The organism is Nocardia carnea NBRC 14403 (assembly GCF_000308515.1).
GTDB lineage: Bacteria > Actinomycetota > Actinomycetes > Mycobacteriales > Mycobacteriaceae > Nocardia > Nocardia carnea.
The window spans coordinates 20,141-39,810 of sequence record NZ_BAFV01000058.1; the positions used below are offsets into that span (position 1 = coordinate 20,141).

At 65.1% G+C, this 19,670-nt stretch carries 21 protein-coding genes; 7 read left to right on the forward strand and 14 right to left on the reverse strand.

The genetic code is table 11. The annotated features are described in order from the left end of the window. Nucleotides 1-60 precede the first annotated feature (60 nt). Complete coding sequence (locus ON22_RS21775; protein ID WP_033243434.1) at nt 61-1,251, forward strand: NAD(P)/FAD-dependent oxidoreductase; 1,191 nt, start codon at nt 61-63, stop codon at nt 1,249-1,251. Nucleotides 1,252-1,281: 30 nt separating this feature from the next. Here ON22_RS21775 and ON22_RS21780 read toward each other — a convergent pair whose 3' ends face one another. Both ON22_RS21780 and ON22_RS21785 read right to left on the reverse strand, forming a co-directional pair. Continuing rightward, complete coding sequence (locus ON22_RS21780) at nt 1,282-1,551, reverse strand: Txe/YoeB family addiction module toxin (protein ID WP_033243435.1); 270 nt, start codon at nt 1,549-1,551, stop codon at nt 1,282-1,284. Further along, a complete protein-coding gene (locus ON22_RS21785; RefSeq protein WP_033243436.1) occupies nt 1,548-1,817 on the reverse strand; it encodes a type II toxin-antitoxin system Phd/YefM family antitoxin in 270 nt (89 codons plus the stop codon). The genes ON22_RS21780 and ON22_RS21785 overlap by 4 nt, the downstream gene beginning before the upstream one ends. A gap of 543 nt (nt 1,818-2,360) precedes the next feature. Here ON22_RS21785 and ON22_RS34820 point away from each other — a divergent pair. Both ON22_RS34820 and ON22_RS21795 read left to right on the forward strand, forming a co-directional pair. After that, entirely contained in the window at nt 2,361-2,774 is a 414-nt protein-coding gene (locus tag ON22_RS34820; protein ID WP_255218548.1) for a YbaB/EbfC family nucleoid-associated protein, read from the forward strand. Nucleotides 2,775-2,892: 118 nt separating this feature from the next. After that, nucleotides 2,893-3,450, forward strand: a complete 558-nt coding sequence (locus ON22_RS21795) for a hypothetical protein (protein ID WP_156052253.1) — start codon at nt 2,893-2,895, stop codon at nt 3,448-3,450. Nucleotides 3,451-3,665: 215 nt separating this feature from the next. Here ON22_RS21795 and ON22_RS34825 read toward each other — a convergent pair whose 3' ends face one another. Then, a complete protein-coding gene (locus tag ON22_RS34825; protein WP_156052254.1) occupies nt 3,666-3,974 on the reverse strand; it encodes a DUF6301 family protein in 309 nt (102 codons plus the stop codon). A gap of 26 nt (nt 3,975-4,000) precedes the next feature. On the opposite strand from ON22_RS34825, the gene ON22_RS36805 reads away from it, so the two are divergent. Beyond that, entirely contained in the window at nt 4,001-4,138 is a 138-nt protein-coding gene (locus ON22_RS36805; RefSeq protein WP_156052255.1) for a hypothetical protein, read from the forward strand. Between the two features lie 33 nt (nt 4,139-4,171). Further along, nucleotides 4,172-4,867: a hypothetical protein gene (locus ON22_RS36810; protein ID WP_156052256.1), complete on the forward strand. Its 696-nt coding sequence runs from the start codon at nt 4,172-4,174 to the stop codon at nt 4,865-4,867. A gap of 175 nt (nt 4,868-5,042) precedes the next feature. Here the strand turns inward: ON22_RS36810 and ON22_RS21810 are convergent, their stop codons facing one another. The 5 genes from ON22_RS21810 to ON22_RS21830 all read right to left on the reverse strand — a co-directional run bounded on the left by ON22_RS21810 (nt 5,043) and on the right by ON22_RS21830 (nt 8,490). Further along, complete coding sequence (locus ON22_RS21810) at nt 5,043-5,552, reverse strand: hypothetical protein (protein WP_156052257.1); 510 nt, start codon at nt 5,550-5,552, stop codon at nt 5,043-5,045. Nucleotides 5,553-5,606: 54 nt separating this feature from the next. After that, the gene (locus tag ON22_RS36815) at nt 5,607-7,337 is read right to left on the reverse strand and encodes an ICP22 family protein (RefSeq protein ID WP_156052258.1); all 1,731 of its coding nucleotides are present in this window, start codon (nt 7,335-7,337) and stop codon (nt 5,607-5,609) included. Nucleotides 7,338-7,339: 2 nt separating this feature from the next. After that, nucleotides 7,340-7,657 (reverse strand): hypothetical protein, encoded by a 318-nt coding sequence (locus tag ON22_RS21820; protein ID WP_033243441.1) that lies wholly within the window; start codon nt 7,655-7,657, stop codon nt 7,340-7,342. A gap of 131 nt (nt 7,658-7,788) precedes the next feature. Then, nucleotides 7,789-8,097, reverse strand: coding sequence for a DUF6802 family protein (locus ON22_RS21825; RefSeq protein WP_033243442.1), 309 nt, complete (start codon nt 8,095-8,097; stop codon nt 7,789-7,791). A gap of 201 nt (nt 8,098-8,298) precedes the next feature. Then, nucleotides 8,299-8,490, reverse strand: a complete 192-nt coding sequence (locus ON22_RS21830) for a PspC domain-containing protein (RefSeq protein ID WP_033243443.1) — start codon at nt 8,488-8,490, stop codon at nt 8,299-8,301. Between the two features lie 327 nt (nt 8,491-8,817). On the opposite strand from ON22_RS21830, the gene ON22_RS21835 reads away from it, so the two are divergent. Beyond that, on the forward strand, nt 8,818-9,288 hold the full coding sequence (locus ON22_RS21835; RefSeq protein ID WP_051157929.1) for a hypothetical protein: 471 nt from the start codon (nt 8,818-8,820) through the stop codon (nt 9,286-9,288). 13 nt (nt 9,289-9,301) lie between these two features. Here ON22_RS21835 and glmM read toward each other — a convergent pair whose 3' ends face one another. The 5 genes from glmM to ON22_RS21860 form a co-directional block, all read right to left on the reverse strand. After that, on the reverse strand, nt 9,302-10,684 hold the full coding sequence (glmM, locus tag ON22_RS21840) for a phosphoglucosamine mutase (protein WP_033243444.1): 1,383 nt from the start codon (nt 10,682-10,684) through the stop codon (nt 9,302-9,304). Nucleotides 10,685-10,878: 194 nt separating this feature from the next. After that, entirely contained in the window at nt 10,879-11,391 is a 513-nt protein-coding gene (gene rpsI / locus ON22_RS21845; protein ID WP_033243445.1) for a 30S ribosomal protein S9, read from the reverse strand. Continuing rightward, nucleotides 11,388-11,831 carry a 50S ribosomal protein L13 gene (gene rplM / locus ON22_RS21850; protein ID WP_033243446.1) on the reverse strand — a complete coding sequence of 148 codons (444 nt, stop codon included), beginning with the start codon at nt 11,829-11,831 and terminating at the stop codon, nt 11,388-11,390. Before rplM ends, rpsI begins: the two co-directional genes overlap by 4 nt. Nucleotides 11,832-11,981: 150 nt before the next feature. After that, complete coding sequence (locus tag ON22_RS21855) at nt 11,982-13,496, reverse strand: hypothetical protein (protein WP_231508520.1); 1,515 nt, start codon at nt 13,494-13,496, stop codon at nt 11,982-11,984. Nucleotides 13,497-13,587: 91 nt separating this feature from the next. After that, nucleotides 13,588-16,311 carry an FHA domain-containing protein gene (locus tag ON22_RS21860; protein ID WP_033243447.1) on the reverse strand — a complete coding sequence of 908 codons (2,724 nt, stop codon included), beginning with the start codon at nt 16,309-16,311 and terminating at the stop codon, nt 13,588-13,590. A 114-nt stretch (nt 16,312-16,425) separates the two neighbouring features. Between ON22_RS21860 and ON22_RS21865 the strand changes: the two genes are divergently transcribed. After that, a complete protein-coding gene (locus tag ON22_RS21865; protein WP_051157930.1) occupies nt 16,426-17,859 on the forward strand; it encodes a neutral zinc metallopeptidase in 1,434 nt (477 codons plus the stop codon). Between the two features lie 19 nt (nt 17,860-17,878). Here ON22_RS21865 and ON22_RS21870 read toward each other — a convergent pair whose 3' ends face one another. Next, entirely contained in the window at nt 17,879-19,591 is a 1,713-nt protein-coding gene (locus tag ON22_RS21870) for an FHA domain-containing protein (RefSeq protein ID WP_033243448.1), read from the reverse strand. Nucleotides 19,592-19,670: the final 79 nt, after the last annotated feature.

A 19,670-nucleotide genomic window follows, 5' to 3' on the forward strand; every position in this document is an offset into this window, starting at 1 on the left:
TGTCAGGTTTTTCGAAGCTGCGTTGTCTTGTTTTCGAACCCTCGAAACGAAGGAGACACCGTGAGCAACAACATCGATGTGGTGGTGGTCGGCGGCGGGTATGCCGGAGTGATGGCGGCCAATCGCCTGACCAAGCGCGACGACGTGACGGTGACCGTGATCAATCCTCGTGAGGTCTTCGTCCCCCGGCTGCGGTTGCACCAACTGGTGGGTGGGACCCACGACGCGGTCGTCGACTATCAGGACGTCCTGGCCGAGAACGTCCGGATGGTGGTCGACAGTGTGACGCGGATCGATCCCGCCGAGCGGAGCCTGACACTGGCCGACGGCACAACGATCGGCTACGACTACCTGATCTATGCGGTGGGCAGCTCCGGCGCCGTGTCCCGAGTACCCGGTGCGGCCGAATTCGCCTACCCCGTAGCAACGTTGGAGGCTGCGCAGCGGCTCAGGTCCGAGTTGTTCGATATCCCCATGACCGCGCCGGTGACGGTGATCGGCGGCGGCCCGACCGGTATCGAAACCGCCGCGGAACTCGCCGAGCAGGGTCGTGCGGTCACCTTGATCTGCGGCAGTGTTCTCGGCTCATATCTGCACCCGAAGGCCCGGCGCACGGCCCGCAAGTACTTCGCCCGGCTGGGGGCGACCGTGATCGAAGGCTCCGATGCGACGGTCACGGCGGTCACCCAGGACGCCGTCGAACTCGGCGACGGGCGGACCCTCGCGAGTGAACTCACGATCTGGACAGCAGGCTTCGATGTCCCCGACCTGGCCAGGCGCAGCGGACTGACCACCGACACCACCGGCCGCATGCTCACCGATGAAACACTGACCAGCGTCGACGACGACCGCATCATCGCGGCAGGCGACTCATCGGCCCCCTCCAACCTCCCGTTCCGCATGAGCGCCTACACGGCCTACTGCCTGGGCGCCCACGCCGCCGACACCGTCCTGCACCGCATCGCGGGCGAACAGCCGGCCCCGATAGACCTCGCCTTCCCCGCCATGTGCCTCAGCTTCGGCCGCCAAGCCGGGATCTATCAGCTCGGCCACAAGGACGAAACCGGAATGCGGCTGTATTTCAGCGGGTTCGCGGGCAAGAAACTCAAGGAATTCGCCTGCGAAGCAGGTATCAAACACCTGGCGACCGAAGCACGCAAGCCGGGCTCACACCGCTGGCTCAAGGACGGCAAACACCGGCCGCAGCTGCTACAAACCCAGCGCGATAACACATCCACGCCGGCCACCTAGAACACCGAAATCCGCCACAGCCCCGAACACTCAGGTGTCGTAATGATACCGGCAAGCAATGACGGTCACTGTGTCATCATCGGCGTGGTAAACGATTCTGTGTTCCTTGGTGATACGCCGCGACCACCACCCGGACAGATTCTGCCGCAACGGTTCCGGCTTTCCGATACCCTCGCCGTTACCGTTGCGCCGGATGTCCTCGATGAGCCGGTTCACCTTCTTCAGAACAGCTCGATCCTCGGTCTGCCAGGACAGATAGTCCTCCCACCCGTGGTCGTCGAAGAGGACCTTACGGCTCATTGATCACCCTCTGTGTCGACGAGGCCACGGGCCTGGACTCGACCGGCGCGGACATTCTCTATCGATTCCGCCAGGCGGCGCGCATTCGTACGCGACGAAAGAAGGTAGGCGGTCTCCTTCAAGGCTTCGTATTCGCGCAGGCTGATCACGACCGCGGGCTCCCGGTCCCCGGACCGCGTGATGATGACCTCGTCGTCGTCCTCGGTAGCGGCATCGAGGACCGCAGCGAAGTTATCGCGAGCCTCGGTGGCATTCATCGCACGCATCGGTTCTCCTTGTCAGGCGGTCTACCACCATAGTACACATTCCGTACAGAATCCCGTACGGATAATAGATCTGTGAGATTGTGGTAGCCCGGCGATCGAGTCGCGACGATCGACGCCATTTTGCCCTGGCATCATCGCCGGCCGAAGCCGCGCCGAAATCAGCAGTCGAACGCGCCCCCAACGTCTCCCGAACCAGAATGCCGCATTCCTCCCGGGTCCACGGAGTTCAGAACCGCCAAGGCCGGTGAGACTTCATCGGCCCGATCCGCAGCCTTCACTACCTCTGACACCAGTTCGGCAAGTCGGCCCTTAGCAGCGTTCGGTGCTGTAGGCCACGGTTTGCTTGGGGCTCACGGAGGTGATGGAATCCGAACCGGATCGCATGGAACCGATTTTCGGACTGGTGCGTCAGAACCTTTACCGGCCCGAATGCGGAAGAGGGGTACCCAGGTGAACGAACGCGACGAAAAGCAGGTGCGAAACGACCTGCTGCGAGTCGAGCTCGATGGGTTGCTGGAGAGCTTCGCCCAGTAGCGCGAACGGCTGGGAGAAGTCCAGTCAAGACTCATGTCGACCACGGTGACCGGGCGGTCCGCTGACAGCATGGTCACGGTCGACAGCAATGTCGCAGGCATTCCGGTCGATGTGCGGCTCGATCCAGCCGCATTCAAACGCTCCACCCCGGACAACCTCGCCCGTTCGGTCCTCGAAGCAGTACAGGCCGCTGCGCAACAGGCCAACGAAGCCACTCAGCAGGCCACCGCCCCATTTCAGTCAATGGCCGCCGAAGTACCTGACCTGCACGATCTCATTCCCGGCGCCCCTAGTGTGAAGGATCTGTTCGCAAATCTCTCTGCACCCCCGGCGACCGAACATCCGGATACTCGGCTCGATCCGTCCGAAGAGGACGAAGACGAGTACTACCGCAGCCGTTCCTACTTGAACCGTGACAGGTGAACGGCACCGATCCGGAATCCGCACTGGCCGGCCTGGCACTCCGGATACGCGGCGAACGTGGATCAAGTTCGGTACCTGGTTCCAGCAATGGGCGATGAAGTCGCCACGGAGGGCATTGATGAATGATCTGTACGCCGATCCAGCCGCCTTACGCGCGACTGGGCCTCGGTTCACCGCCGTGGCCGATGACGTGGCCACTGCCGCGGGCCGCTTGCGTGGTGTGATCGAAGCCGAGGGCGAATGCTGGGGAACGGACCAGCTCGGGCAAGCGTTCAGCAAGGACTACAAGCCCGGTGAAGTAGAGGGCCAAGAGGCAATTCAGGGCCTTCGTGATGTGTTTGCCGGATATGCGAAGGATCTGCCGGCGGTGGCCGATTCGCTGCAAGCGCAAGACGACTCCACCCAGTTCAGCCCTTACAGCGACCAGCACGGCCCGTTGTCGCTGGCGCTGACATTGGGCGCTGATTTCATCGAAACAGAGCCGACGAACCTCGACCTGGACGATGTCGGTTGCATACAACCCGGCGGACATGCGGCCACACGGGCCCATCACGTCAACTACGTAGCACTCGGACACTGGTTCACCCACCAACTCGCAGAGATCGAAACGTACGGCGAGGCCAGATACCACCGTCCTCCGCACGTTGGAGGGTCAATATCTCAAAAGTATCGGTAACGACGACGGTTCTCGCGGCAGATCACTCCAGCCCTGCCCTTGGCAGCGCCCGCCCTACATTCGCCACGGGCGAGCACCAGCATCCAACGGCTTGACAAACACCATTTGCACCGACACATGCCTGAAACGCAGGGTTACAAGAATCCAGTGCCGCCATCGCCGCAAGGGCGCCCGATGAATCCATCGAAACAGCCGATCCCGCCGCCCCTATCAGTCTAGGCAGACCCCCAGATATCGCTGTCGAGGTCGTCCACGTCCTGCATCTCAGCAGCCATATCCTGGAATTCGATTGACTTGTTGGTTGCCAGATTCAGAGAAACCCTTATCGAAGTTGCTCTCAGAAACACTGTGCTATACGTTCCCGCCCAACGCACTTCGGGTACATCGCCCGGAAGTCGACGAGTCGGCTCGCCCAGCACTTCCGTGATCGCAGCGGCATACCAGGCGAAAGTATCGCGGACACCGTCGCGCCCGACATTGTCCTGATCGGCGAAGTCGGTCAGCATCACTTCTATCTCGTCCACGACGCCGTCGCGACCCAGCTGCCTCAATGATCGTGACGGCTCTCCGCGACGCCTACGGGATCCCGAGCCCCGAGGCCCTCGAGTACAACGCGTGGGACGAGAATTCCGGCAACGCCCCTTTGGAACTTCCATCACTGGGGATCGAATTCCACCCGAACAAATGAAATTTAGACCTTGCAAAGGTTTGAGGTAACCGAATGAACGACATTCACATATTTCACTATCTAGGCCGGTTCCCGCTACCCGCCGTATCGGATAAGGATCGCGAAAACGCACGCCGAAACCCTGGAAAATGGTTCTACTACCTGGACCCAGCAGTCCCATCAGATGGGCCGATCTCTCCGGAAAACGTGATGTCCGGCCGAAAGGCAGAAGATAAGGGAAACGTAACCGACGACGTGTGGCGAAATGCCGATTTCATTCCGAATGGGGAAACGGCGAAGATGAAGTTTGCGAATGCGTTCGAATTGATCTTCTGGCGGACCCTGGAAGGGTACTACATGGCCGCAGATTTTATCGAAGGTCTGTCGCGAGCAGAATTTATAACAATGGCCACTCCTGAGCAACCCGGCATGGTTCCTCTACACTACGAAAATGATGGCGAGCAGGTCCTCCGGGTATATACGTCAGCGCAGTTCCTGCCGAAAGATGCCAACCCTTGGCTCCGCGTGCCGATCTCCGGAATGTACGTCTTGGACGAGATCTGTGCTATCGAGAACTCCGTCATCCATTTCAACCCGGACGGAGGCCCGAGCGTCGGTTTCGCAGGATCGATGATCGCTTCGCTGTGGGAAGAGTTGGCCAACGTCAAGGAAAGGATCCAGGCGGAGGAAGCAAGCGGCCATCCCAGTCCGGTGCAGAGGGAGCCTGGGCGACCGCGGTGGATGCCGTAGCGCTGATTGACTGAACCAACTCACACAGAGCCTGGGCCCACGCGTCTCAATTCATGGCCCGCCTGGCCCGGCGATGACGGCCCGTGCGGCGCTAAACCCTGGATGGTCGGCACCGAGGGCGGAGCACTCCGCCAATCTTCGTGAGCGCCCCGGAGCCGCCACCGGCCCAACCGCTTCAGACCAGCCAGCTTTTTCTCCGATAGTATTCGGCTTCGTCGTCACCATCGTCGTCTATCGGTGCGACGACATTGTTCCTGCGACGGGCGGCGGCGGAGCGTGCAATCGATTCACGTGTGTCCAGCTCGCCGACTGGCACCGGCTGCGCTGGGAAACCACTTCCATCACCCCGTTGCACGGGTATTCCGCCGCCTCCAACCGGCGACAGAGCCGCGTCCTGCTGCCGGCGCAGCTCCTCGTCTCGCAGCCGCTGAACCTCCGTCTCCCGCAGTCGGAACGACTCCACCTCCGGCTGTCGCCGAGCAAGCGGGGCCTGCTCATTGTCCTGTCGGCCCTCCGGAGAGACGGGCTCTGCCATCTCCTGCTGAAGCTGTCGCATCTCGGCCGCTGCCTGCTCGGCTTGCGCGCGATTCCGCGCTTCGCGCTGAGCCTTCGCCTCCTCCATCCGCGCCACCATCTGCTCTGAGTACCTGCGGCATTCCTCGCCGATCCGTTCGACTTCGCTCACCATATCTACCTCACCGATCGCGCCCGGAGCCATTACCGTGTTCCTCCCCGGGGATCACAGCGGACCTGCCTCCGCCAACTGAGCACCAGTGTCCACCGGTGGCGCTGGCGGAGGAGCCGGCGCCTCTGGATCGGGGGAATCGTCTTCCGGGTCCTGTGGCGGCGGATAGTTCTGTGGCTGATGCTCTACGTCTTCCTGCGGCTTCCCGGCCGGAGCGCCCGGAACTCCGGCGGGTTGACCAGCGGGCTGCTGGTTCTCGGTTTCCGGTGGCGCCTCGCCGGGCGGATTCTCGCCGACGATGGACGGCTTACCGTCCGGGCCGATTTCGACCTTGTACGTCACCGGTTCACCGCTGGGGCTGTCCACCACCAGTTTCAACTGACCGTCGGGACCCACTTCGAGTTTGTAGTTCTGACCGTTGAACTCGATGCCCTTGTCACTGTCGGCATCCGGCTCACCGTCACCGTCCGCGTCTTTATCAGGTTTGCCGTCACCATCGAGGTCCCTGTCGGGCTCGCCGTCACCGTCGGCGTCCTGGTCCGGGACCCCGTCACCGTCCAGATCCTTGTCGGGCTCATCATCACCATCGGGATTGATGACGTTCTCGGCTTGTTCCCGGAGTTGTTCGAGCGTACTGGTGATCTGCTGACTCGCCGAACTCACCAAACCGTTCAGCCCCTCGGTCAACTGAGTGCCGATACCCGATGAAGCAAGCTGTGTGCCCAGCGCGGCAACCGTGGATAGTGGGTTGTCGGTGCTGGGGGCGGTTGTTGACGGTGTGGTGGTTGTCGACGGGGTCCCCGGGGTCGACGGCGTCCCTGGGGTCGTGGGAGTTCCGGTACCGGTGGGCTGCCCCGTCGGAGTCCCGGCCGGATTGGTGGTCTGCGGTGACTGTGAAATCTTCGGGCAGGGATATTTGGTCTCGTTCAACCCGTGGAACGTTTTCACTAGTTCATCGTAGATATTTGTCACCTGCTGATTGCACTGATTACAGGCGTCGATAAAATTCCTCATATGGGACTCATATTCCGCTTTGAACGGATCATTGAGCCAACTTATGCAACGATCCCTCATTTTGGACGCCTGTTGATGCCTGATAGCATTAGTCGAATTTTGAGTATCGGCGGATGGTCCGGACCCGGACGACTTGAGCCCTTCTCCTGTTACATCTGACCATTCGAGATCACCAGCATTGAATGCGCACTCAGGAAATATTCTGTTGACTTTGTCCAGCAAACTGTCACCGAACCATCCGGTACCAGTTTTATCGAACCCTTTGGCAAAGGTGATTATGCTGTCTATATCTTCAGGAGTCTTACCTTCAACCGTGATTTCTTCGCTTACCGAAATCTGTTTGGCAGCTTCGGACTTGATCGCAACCGCCTCGCGTAGAGCTTGCTGTGCGGAATCCATATTTCCGTAGATCCTACGCACAATGGCGACATCAGCCTGCGCCAACTGGGTTTGCGTCGCAAGCATATTCGAGGCGTTGGTCGCCGCCTCTCCCCACCACATCGAGGGTAGGGTATTCGCGAACGTAGCCTGTTTATTGAGCTCGTTGGCAACATTTTCCAGTACGGTCTTCAACGCATCTGCGGCATCACGGAACGGCTGATCTTTCAAACCATTCTGCTGATAAAAAAGGGTATGCAGTTCATTGTACGACTTGAATTCAGGCGACTTCGCGTCACCTACCCACCGTAGATAGCGGACTTCGAGTATATCGAAATACCGTAGTGCCCGCGATCCGAACTCGAGGATTTCGGTACATGTCCAAGTCTGCACGGTCAGCTCGCAGCCTGCTGAGTGCTTGCGGAATTTTCCTGGTCCACAGTCGATATCTCCAGTAACGTCTGTCCCATTGCGTCACCGGATAGTTGGGTGGCCTCGGACCAATCGTTCAACCAAGCCTGCACAGCCTCCAGCCCAGCATGGATTTGATTGCCTTGCGCCTCGTACGCGAATCCGGTGTCGCCGGATCCGACCATATTCTTGACGACGCTCCCGACCTGCGTCTTGACCTCACCGGCGCTGGCACGCATATCATTTGCCAACTTCGTCAGGGCGGGGCCATCCATCCCGACCGACTGATCACCCGTACTCATGGGTCTCCCCTCCGTCCTGCCCGCCCCTCCCGGGAACTCCCCGATCGGCCCTGCGGCGCTCTGCTGTTACTTGATTCGACGCGCCCGCCCGGGGTTCGGTTCCCTTCCGACTCCGGGCGTTCGAAAAGTTCTTACTCCCCCACTGTCCCCTGATCCGTCTGCCGCCATTCGCCCGTTCCGTCCGGGTTGCGGTGGTACTCCCAGGCCGCGTAGTCGCCGTCGTTTTCCACCACGCTGAGCTGGTCAGCGTAGCCGTCGAGGTCGGAGTCGGTCCAGACGCTCATCGAGTCGGAGTTGGTGGTGGTGAAGGTGTCGAGGATGCCGTCGCCGTCGAGGTCTTGGGTGGGGCTTTCCATCTCGACCGGGCCCAGGCTGTCCAGCGATGAGGTGGCGTCGAAGCTCGGCATTCCGAGACCTGGGAACTCTCCGGATACGGGCATGGGTCCTCCTGAGTTCCATATATCGGCGGCGCTACGAGTTTCGGCCTATCTTTCCATCTCGGGCAGCGGAACGCAGCCCCCGGATCCCACCGCAGTCGCGGCCCGGTCCCGAATCCAGGCGGAATACAGCGCAGCCCCGCTCCCATACGGGAACGGGGCTTGGCGGCGGCTAACGGATAGCCGAGGGGTTCCGGTGCGCGATCAGCGTTTCGGCATCATCAACCACATCACCAGGTAGACCACGAACTGCGGGCCGGGGAGGATGCAGGATACGACGAAGAGCAGGCGGACGATTCCGGAGCTCCAGCCGAAGTATTCGGCGATACCGCCGCAGACACCGCCGACCCACTTGTCGGTGGTGGAGCGTGTGAAGCGGCGTGTGGGGGCGGTCATGGGCGGTCCTTTCGATAAACGGGGACTACACATTCCACTGTCCACGCCGTGGCGTGGGCTCGCATCGGTAGCGATACCGATACTCACCCTGATATCCGGCGGCCCGGGCTCAGGGTCGACCCCGAACCAGCGGTCCCACTGAGGGCTTCGCGTGCCGCACAGTGCTCTCATCGCGCCGATTCCGACCGGACCGGAACTCACCACGAGCACGGTCGCGCATGTCCCGTACCGCGCCGCTCACTGATTCGATGGGTGTGCCGAGGTCACTGGAGGATGCGCAGGCAAGATGGGGGCACAGGAACGGTTCATGCGCAGGTCAGGAGTCATATGCAGAACACCGTCGAACTATTCGCCGCACCGGGCACGCTCTCGGCGCAGCTCGGCGCGGATACACTGTTCGCCCTGGTCGCGACCGGTCTCCTCTTCCTGTCGGCCCTGGTGTTGGGGACGTGGAAGTATCACGGCATCCGCACCTCACCGGAGGGCACGGCGCACGTATACGTCGATATCGCGCACCGCGCCGCCCTGATGTACTCGTTCGCAGGACTGCTGCTGGCGGTGTTCACCGAGCTCAGCGGGTGGCCGACCGCGGTGAACCTGGTGGCCGCCGCGATCGTCCTCGCGTTCTTCGCCGGCGCCATCGCGACCTATGCGTGGCACGGATACCGCCGCGATACCACCAACCAGTTCCACGGCGATATCGGCGCGCAGCTCAGGGTCACCATGATCGCGCTCGTGGTGGGCGAGATCGGCGGATTCCTGGTGTTGTTCAGCGGTTTCCTCTGGACCCTGCGCTGACGACTTTCCAGACCTATACGGCCGCTACGCGTTTGGCGATATCGTCGGCGATTTCCTCGGCCTGCGCGGGATCGGTGGCCTCCACCATGACCCGTACCAGCTGTTCGGTACCGCTCGGACGCAGCAGAACCCGCCCTGAGTCTCCGAGCACGCGTTCGGCCTCCTGCACCGCGGTACGGACCTCCACGGCCCCGGTAGCGGCCGCCTTATCGGTGACGGGCACGTTCACCAGCACCTGCGGCACCTTCTGCACCACATTCGCCAACTCCGCCAGCGGTTTTCCGGTCGCGGCCATCCGCGCCATCAACTGCAGACCGGTGAGGACCCCGTCGCCGGTGGTGCCGAAACGCGGGAAGACCACATGCCCGGACTGTTCGCCGCCGAGGGTGAAGCCGCCGCTGCGGAGTTCTTCGAGCACGTAACGGTCGCCGACGCCGGTGGTGCGTACGGTGATTCCGGCGTCACGCATGGCTATATGCAGGCCCAGGTTGCTCATCACGGTCGCAACCAGGGTGTTCTCGGCCAGGGTTCCGGCTTCGTGCATACCGAGGGCGAGGATGGCCATGATGGCGTCGCCGTCGACGAGTTCGCCGGCGGCGTCCACGGCCAGGCAGCGGTCGGCATCGCCGTCGTGGGCCAGGCCCAGATCGGCGCCGTGTTCCCGGACCGCGCGCTGCACCTGCTCCATATGGGTCGAGCCGACGCCGTCGTTGATATTGAGGCCGTCGGGTTCGGCGTTGATCGCGATGACCTGCGCACCGGCTTCCCGGTAGGCGGCGGGACCGGCCTCCGACGCGGCGCCGTGCGCGCAGTCCACTACGACGGTCAGACCGTTCAAATCCCGGCCGGTGACCTCGACAAGGTGCTCGATATAGCGCTCATGGGTGCCTTCGAGACTGAATTCCGGGATATCGAAGCCGGGATGCCGCGACCCCGGCGCGGCGAGCACCCGCCCGATACCCGCGCCGGTCGGCCGGGCGAAATCACCGGCGGCGGCGACGGCCTCGATCCGGTCCTCGACGGCGTCGTCGAGTTTGTGCCCGCCCGCCGCGAAGATCTTGATCCCGTTGTCGGGCATGGGATTGTGCGAGGCCGAGATCATCACTCCGAGGCTCGCATCGTGCAGGGCGGTCAGGTAGGCGACGGCGGGAGTCGGCAGCACGCCGACGGGTAACACATCCATTCCGGCAGCGGTCAGCCCCGCGGTGACGGCGGCCTCCAGCATCTCCCCGCTCGCGCGCGGATCCCGCCCCACCACCGCGACCTTGCGGCGACCGGATCGGACCTCGGTACCCAGAACCTGCGCCGCCGCGCCCGCGAGGCGCAACGCGAGCTCCGGGCTCAACGAATCATTGGCCAGCCCGCGTACACCGTCGGTGCCGAACAAACGTCCCATACCTTGCCCCTGTCAGTGAGTCCACAGCGCGCGACGCTCCTGCCGGAAACGCCGTCGAGACGGCCGGCCGACGAGCACCGCGGTAGATATAGCACGAGAGCAGGCGACCAGACTCCGGCTGGTTGCCTGCTCTCGGAACCGACACCGGCCTGCCCACCCACATACCGTGAGCGGACAGGCCGGCACCGGTGATATCAGCGCTTCGAGTACTGCGGCGCTTTACGGGCCTTCTTGAGGCCGTACTTCTTACGCTCGGTGGCACGCGGGTCACGGGTGAGGAACCCGGCGCGCTTGAGCGCGGGACGATCGTCGGCGTTGGCCACGGTCAGCGCACGGGCGATGGCCAGGCGCAGCGCACCCGCCTGCCCGGAGGGGCCGCCGCCGTGCAGGCGCGCGATCACATCGAACGATTCCAGGCGCTCGACGGTGACCAGCGGGGACTTCACCAGCTGCTGGTGCACCTTGTTCGGGAAGTAGGCCTCGATCGAACGGCCGTTGAGCACGAAGTTGCCGGTACCCGGCACCAGGCGCACCCGGACCACGGCTTCCTTACGGCGGCCGACGGTCTGGATGGGACGGTCCAGCGGGGCCGCGAACTCGACGAATTCGGCATCGTCTTCGTAGACGACACCCTCGTCCAGCACCTCGGCGGCGGCGTCTTCGACGACCGCTTCGTCGTATTCGGTGTATTCCTCGGGAGCGGTCACTGGGCCACCTGCTTGATCTCGAACGGAACGGGCTGCTGGGCGGCGTGCGGATGGTTCGGGCCCGCGTACACCTTCAGCTTGCCGGCGATGGCATTGCCGAGCTTGTTCTTGGGGATCATGCCCTTCACGGCCTTCTCCACCAGGCGGTCGGGGCGGGTATCCAGCACCTCACCGACAGTGCGGGACTTGAGGCCGCCGGGATGCCCGGAGTGGTGGTAGATGCGCTTACCGTCGCGCTTGTTGCCGCTGATGGCAACCTTGTCGGCGTTGATGATGACGACGAAATCGCCACCATCCATATGCGGAGCGTAGGTCGGCTTGTGCTTGCCACGCAGCAGATTCGCTGCCTGAACGGCAAGACGGCCGAGCACTACGTCAGTGGCGTCGATGACGTACCACTGCCGGGTCACGTCACCCGCCTTCGGGCTGTACGTAGGCACAGTGCTTCCCTGTCTGTCGTCGATGCTGCCGGCCACAATGCGCGGACGAGGGGTTCCCGGCGGCCGGTTGAGACCCGGGCTCGGTGTTCCGCACACCAGCGGACCACGATACCAGCCGGCCGGTGGCCCCCGAAATCGGCCGCTACCGGCTCAGATGTCGAACGGAGGACCGGGGTCGGTGACACCCGGCCGGCCGGGCACCAGATAGCGCAGGGTGTCGATACCGGATCGGCCGCATTCGGCGCCGTCGTCGGCCGGCGCTTCCGGGCCGGGTGCGGATTCGCCCGCACCCGGGGCCGGTGCCTGCGCATAGAGCGGACGCTCCAGCGGCGCTACCCCGGCCTGATCGGGCGGTTCCACCAGCACGCGCGGCATCGGCACACAAGCCGCGGCACGATGCTCGCTCGAGGTATCGACCTTGTGTCCGGCCGGAACGACGACGCCGGGCGGCGCGATCTGCGCCTGCGCGGTAGCCGACCCGGCGACGACCCCGGCTGCGGCGAGAGCCGCCACACCCAGCACGGCGGGCACACCGAACAGGTTGTCCTTCATCTTGTTCCAGAGCTTGCCCTTGCCCGGTGGTACGTCACCGCGGCCGACCTGGATGGTGGCATATTCGCTTACCGGACCGTGCGGACCGGGCCCCACGGCGGACGGGTGCGGATGCGGTCCGGCGGCCGGATTCCGCCCCGGCGAACCGGGTGCCTCATCCGCTCGCCCGGGCGCTCCATCCCGCGGACCCGGCATGTTCGGACGGGCGGGCGGCGCTGTCTGCAGGTAGCCCGCTGAGTCGCCCTCCTCGTCGTCGTCCTCGTTCTCGCTCACCAGCAGATGCGTGGCGCCGAGAACGAGGGCGTGCATGGGGTGTTCGGCCTTCTTCAGCCGTTGCCCGAGATGATTACGGAAGGCGAAGCGCAGGGTTTCGTTGAAGACGACCTGGCCCGCGAGCAGCACCGTCGAATTGTCGGCGCCTATTGCCCGTGCCGCGGCCATCACCTCGATCACGGTGTCGTCGGCGATGCGCGGATCACGGGTGGATTCGGGGTCGATCGGGACGTACACCGATTCGGTGGGCCGTTCCTCGTCACCGTGGACCGCGACCACGAGCACATTGGCGCGGCCGTCGACCACCTGGCCGTCGAAATGGACCGCCGTCGCGCCGAGGCCGTCCGGCAAGCGGTGATCAGGTGCCCGGACCAGGCCGAGCGCCCGCACATACCCGGAGAGCGCGATGGACTCCGGAATAGGCTCCACCTCGACATCGAGCTGCTCGACCAGTCGCGCATAGGCGTCGATCTTCGGATCCGGCCAGTCGTCCGGATACGGCAGCGCGACCACATCGGGTTTCCCACGCAGATGGGTTCCGACCGAAGCCAGCGGGTTGTAGAGCCGGGCCCGGAAGACCAGTTCGGCGGGCCAGGTGGCGCCCGCGATCACGATCTGCGGATGCCCGAGTATCTCCCGTACGTCCGGAATCGCCATACCCAGATCGGGCCGTTGCCGGCCCGCTGCGGCGGTATAGAGCTTGCCGGAGGCATCGGCCAGCAAATAGGCGGGTGGGTTGTAGCTTCCCTCGACCTGGACTGGGCGGATGGGTACGCCGGATCCGCCCGCGGCCACGGACACCACATCCCACCCGAGGTGTACCGCACCAACTCGCACCATCACAGGCATCAGTGTGCCTGGTGTGTGGTCGTCGCGCTCGCCGCCCCCACCCACCAGCGGCGCGAACAATGGAAGCAGCCGGTCATCGATCTCACCGCGCCGACTTCTTGAGCCGCAACCGGCTCCACGTGAGCAACGCGAGCACTGCCGTGAGGGCTACCACCATGCCGATATCCAGGAACCACGCACCGCGGGTGTGTTCCCAGAGCCCGTCCGGTTGCGCCGCGATGAACAGCTCCCGAATATTCACCGTCGACGCCGCCGAGGCATATCCCCACCGCGACGGGAACAGCCACGTGACCTGCTCCAGCACCACCCGGTCGGTGACCGGAATCATCCCGCCGGCCATCACCAGCAGGCCCATGATCGCCACCGCCAGCAGCGGCATCACCTGTTCACTGGACCTGGCCAGGCTCGACAACAGCAACCCGAGCACCACACAGGACACCGCGGTCGCCGCGATATCGATGTACAGCTCGGCACCGCCCATCGCCAGTACCGACCCCTCCTGCGGCCGCTTCTTCCCGAGCAGTACGAAACCGACCAGCACCGCCGACTGCACCAGCGCGGCGAGACCGAAGATCGTGACCTTCGCCCACAGGTAGGCCCCCGACCGCAACCCGACCGCGCGTTCCCGCACGTAGATCGTGCGCTCCCCCACCAGATCACGCACGGTGAGGGTCATACCCATGAAGCAGGCGCCGAGAATCAGCACCACCAGCAGCATCTGCGGTTCCGAATCACCGTTGGGCACGAAGGTGCCGTCGTCCTGCTGGATCAGCGGCGGCCGGCCGAACCCGTTGCTACCGGGCACCAGCAGTGACAGTCCGCCGAGCACGAACGGCAGCAGCACCAGGAACGCCATATAGCCGCGGTCGGCCAGGATCAGCCGCAGCTGCCGCCGGGCCAGGGTGGAGAACTGTTTCCAGGCACCCGACTGTGGTGGCGAACCACCTCCGCTCTGCCGCGCCGCGGGTGGCGGTGGGGGTGGTAGCGCCGCCTGCCGGGATCGATAGTGGGCGAAGGCCGCATCGGGGTTGGCGGCGACATCGGCGAAGATCTTGGCCCAGTCGCTGGTGCCGAGCGCGGATTCGACGCCCGCCGGGTTACCCGCGTAGGCGGTTTTCCCACCGGGGGCCAGCAGCACCACCTGATCGCACATATCGAGGCAGGCCACAGAGTGCGTGACCACGATGACCACACGCCCGGCGTCGGCCAGTTCGCGCAGCATCATCATGACCTGCCGGTCCAGCGCCGGATCGAGGCCGGAGGTTGGTTCGTCCAGGATCAGCAGCGAGGGGCCGGTGAGCAGTTCCAGGGCCACCGAGGCGCGTTTGCGCTGCCCGCCGGAGAGCCGGTCCACCCGGGTATCGGCGTGCTCGGTGAGCGAGAGTTCGCGCAGCACGCCGTCGATGACCTGCTGCCGGTCGGCCTTGGAGGAGTCCGGCGGCAGCCGCAGTTCGGCCGCGAAACCGAGCGCCTGCCGCACCGTGAGCTGGCGGTGCAGCACATCGTCCTGGGGAACCATGCCGATACGTGAACGCAGCGCCTCGTATTCGGCGTGCAGATCGCGGCCTTCGAAGACCACCTGCCCGCCGGAGGGCTGGGTGCTACCCGCGATCAGCCGGGACAGAGTGGATTTACCGGCACCGGACGGTCCGATCAACGCGGTGAGCGTGCCGCGTCCGGCCTGCATGTTCACATCCACCAGCAACTGTTTGTTGCCTTCGACGGTGAACCCGACCCCGTGCACGGTCAACCCCTGTTCGGCGACCGGCCGCTGCCGGTGCGCCAGCGTGCCCTGGGAGACCTCGAAGTCGATATTGCCGATGGTGATGATGTCGCGTTCGCGCAGCACCGTGCGCTGCCGGCGGACACCGTTGACGAACGTGCCGTTGGCCGAACCCAGATCCTCGATGACCAGGCCCTCGGAGCCCGCGACGAGCCGGGCATGCTTCCGCGACGCCAGCGGATCGTTGACCACGATCTGGTTGTCGGAGGTACGTCCGATCGCCAGCCCGCCCGGCGGAATCCGGTCCGCCCGGGCTATCGGGCCCTCGCTGGCGCGGTGCCGTACCGGCGGTACCGCGGCAATACTCGCTTTGGCGGTCATGTTCACGTTGGCCGGTTGCTGCGGGGCCGGGCCGGAATGCGGGGCCGGTGGGGAATGCGGGGTCGCGGCCGAATGCGAGAGCGGACCGGAATGCGGGGGCTGCGACGGATGTGCCGGGCTCGGTGCCCACGGCTGTGGCTGCTGATGCGGCGGGCGTTGCGCGGGCGGCGGATTGACCGGGGCGGAGGCATGCTGCGCGACCTGCGGTTGCACAGCGGGCTGAGGTCGATGCGGCGGCTGTGCCGGTTGATGCTGCCCGCCCGGAAACTGCTGTTGTGCACCCGGGAATTGCTGCTGCCCACCGGGGAACTGCTGCTGCCCCGACGGGTACGGCTGCTGCCCGGACGGAAACTGCTGCTGCGCAGGCCGCTGCGCCTGCTGCTGCGGAACCCCGGACGGAACCAGCCACAGCAGCGGCCCGGTGATCGCGTCACCGAGACGGACCTGCGTAGGCCGGTCGATCGGAACGGGTCCCCCGAGCCGGCGTGCGTCGACGAACACTCCGTTGGTACTGCCGTTGTCGGTGAGCACCCAGGCTCCCGACTGCCAGGCCAGAATCGCGTGGACCCGCGAAACCAGCGGACTGTCGACGAACAGCGTCACCTCGGGCGCACGGCCCAAAGTGATCTGCTGATTCGAATCGAAGACACGTTCGGTTCCATCGTGGCGCACCGTGATAGTGCGCACCCCCGGTGCAGACATGCAGCGGATACTATTCCATTACCCGGGCATCGGAGATGCCCCCGCTTGGGGGGTGATCGCCCCGCTCAGCGGGAGATGCCAGCACCCGAACCGGCCGAAAATGGGGGAGAATCCATGCCGAAACTCCGGGTCGCCGCACTCGCTGTGGCGGCGCTGTGCGCAGTGCTGCTGGTCACCGGGTGTACCCGTGCGGTGGACGGCCGGGCGGTCTCGATCTACGACAATCCTTTCCAGGTGGCCGGGCTGCCCACGACGAGCGGCCCCAACGGGCCCCGCGCGAACGTCCCGCCCACCGATTTGAGTGCCGAAAACGGTGACGGCGGCGAGATCGACACGTTGGCGTTGAACGCGGTCACCGACGTCCAGGCGTACTGGGAGAAGCACTACGGCACCGAGTTCGAGGGCGAATTCGACCCGGTGGCGAAGCTGATCTCCTGGAGTGCCCGCGATTCCCGCCGCGAATCGGTGGAATTCTGCACCGAATCGACCTACCGGATGGTCAATGCCGCCTACTGCCGGTTGGACAACTCCATCGGCTGGGACCGGGAGCTGCTGCTGCCGACGATGTCGGAGACATTCGGGCAGATGGCGGTGGTCATGGTGATCGCCCACGAATACGGTCACGCGATCCAGAACAACGCCGATATCGTCGACCGCGACGATCCGGTGATCGTCAAGGAACAGCAGGCCGACTGTTTCGCCGGTGCCTACATGCGCTGGGTCGCGGAGGGCAAATCGGACTACTTCACCATCAACACCTCCGACGGGTTGAACTCGGTACTCGCCGCGACGGTCGCGATCCGCGATTCCGATCCCGACGACCCGGAAAGCGTGCACGGTTCGGCCTTCGAGCGGGTCACCGCCGTGCAGGTCGGATTCACCGACGGCGCCAAGGGCTGCAAGGGCATCGATATGGACGAGATCGAACAGCGGCGCGGCGATCTGCCACAGAGCTTCGACGGCGCCTCCGGTGAATTCGATATCACCGAAGAGAGCCTGGTCGAACTGAGCAAGGCGCTTTCGGTGCTCCTGCCGGTGCCCGACGAGCCGGCCTACAGCTACGAGGGCGCCGAAATCGACTGCCGCGACGGCGTCTCCACCGAGCCCGTCACCTACTGCCCGGCGAACAATACGATCGCGACCAATGTCGACGGACTCTCCGAACGTGGTGCGCCGACCGACGATTCCGATGTCCCGCTGCCGGTGAAGGTAACCGGTGACTACAACGGCTACGTCGTATTCATCTCCCGCTGTACCCTCTCGGTGCAGCGCAGCCGCGACCAGGAACTGGTCGGCGCGAAAACCGGGTTGCGGGCGGCATGCCTGTCCGGTGTGGCCACCGGCAAACTGGCCGAGACCGGCCGCGCCGAAGGCGATATCACGCTGGCCGCCGGCGATCTGGACGAAGCGGTATCCGGCCTGCTCACCGATGGTCTCGCCGCCAGTGATGTGGAAGGCAAGACGGTACCGAGCGGGTTCTCCCGGGTCGACGCCTTCCGCGCCGGAGTGCTGGGTGGAGAGGAAACCTGCGCCGCCAGGTACCAGTAGTCGCGGGGCCGGTAGCGCGTCAGGACCCGAAGGGTGGCGGTGCAGCGGATTCGAAGCGCAGCATGCGGTTACCGATCAGGATCTCCGTCCCCGGCACCAGCACCATCGGCTGATGCGGCGGCACCCGCGCCCATTCCCGGAATCCGGGAGCGCGGGCCCGGGTGCCGTTCGTGGAACCCCGGTCCACCAGCGTCACATCCCACTCGACCAGCAGCAGTTCCGCATGCGCGCGTGACATGCCACCCGAGTTGTCGGTGATCTGCAGCGGAGTGAGCCCCCGGCGGGCCGGCTCGGATTTCTCCGGATCGCGGCCGAGAACGGAATCGGTCTCCAGCAGATAGGTCGAACCGTCGTCGAGGACCAGAATGCCCAGCGGGGGCCGCATAACTTCGATGAGCGGCTGGGTTTGATCCACCGGCATCCCGCACACACTGCAGAACGCCGAGCGCGGGTCGGTGGGGTGGGCACGCGCGCATTTGAACCCCCTGACCTTCACGGTCAGCGCGGCACCTTTCGCGGTGGCTTCGGTGCGCCGGCGTAGTTCCGGATCCAGCGGCGGGGTCCCGCGCTCCGGCGGCCCCTGCCGGGACTGCTCACCCTGCCCCGGCTGCGGTACCGGGATATCCCTGCGAGGAGTGGGATACGCGGGCCGCCGCGGGCCGGCCCGGTTCGGGAGTGAATCGGCGGTCTCGTCGAGGCCCTCCCCGGGAGGGCTCGCCCGCGGCGGTTGCCGACTGCTGATCTCCGTCTCCGCGTGGTGAGGATCGGTGGCGGCCGGCGGGACACTGTCCTGTTCGCGGTCGCCGGATGATGCGACGGTCGCCCGCTCGGACAGTTGCACACTGTCCACAGCAGGCCCGCGGGCTTTCCCAGGCTCCGCCATCGGATCCCCCCGCGTCGCCCCCACCTGAGGACCCTCGGCTCCCAAACCACCCCGCGACGCCCCCACAGCACTTTCCACTGCTGATTCCGGTACGCCGTCGACCTCCGGATCTCCGGTCGTTCCCCCGGAACTACCCGCCGCGCTCACCGGCACGTTCGCCGTTCCCGATCCCGGCGCCGAGGCCTCCGGCGTCACCTGAGGTTCCGCAGGCTGTTCCCGGCCGCCGCGCACGGCTTCTTTACCGAGTACCACCCCGCTCCCCCGGCTCGGTTCCGCCGGCACGACAGTTCGACGGACCGCCGGCGCCCACGCGATCGCCCCGCCGGCTTCGGCGATGCCCTCGACCAGCCGGCCGATCCCGCGAGCGGCGGGGAGCTCGGGCCGGACAGCGTCGTCATCCGGGTCCGCGAGCGGGTCGTCGACGAACAGCGCCACCGCGTGGGAGGGAACAGAGGTGGTCCGGTCGACAGTGAAGGCCGCGTCGCGGCCGTGGAAGTATTCCGTGGTCGCACCGGCCACGACTGCGGTGACGGCGCCGTGCAGGAAGATCGCCACCCGGCCCGGTCCCGCGGCGGACAGGATCCCGAAATCGGCCGGAGTGCCGGGGCCGGCCTGCGCCGAGTTCGCCGTGAGCCATCTGGTGGCGTGCCGGGCGATCGTGGCGCCGGGGCCCTCGGGTTCCCGGGCGGTGGCCTCGTAGACCAGTTCGGCCAGGGCCACCAGCGCCCGCACGGCCGGCGAATCCGCGGTGGGGCGGCCGGTGCCGCGGTGGGCCACCAGCACCACCGCGCCCGCGACCCGGGCCACCGCATGCGACCCGGGCACCACCTCGACCTGCTGGTCCTGCATGCGGATCAATCTCCGCCCGGGTGCTGCCGCGGGTTGTCTGCCACTACACCAGGGTATGGCAAGGCCGGGGCCGGCCCTC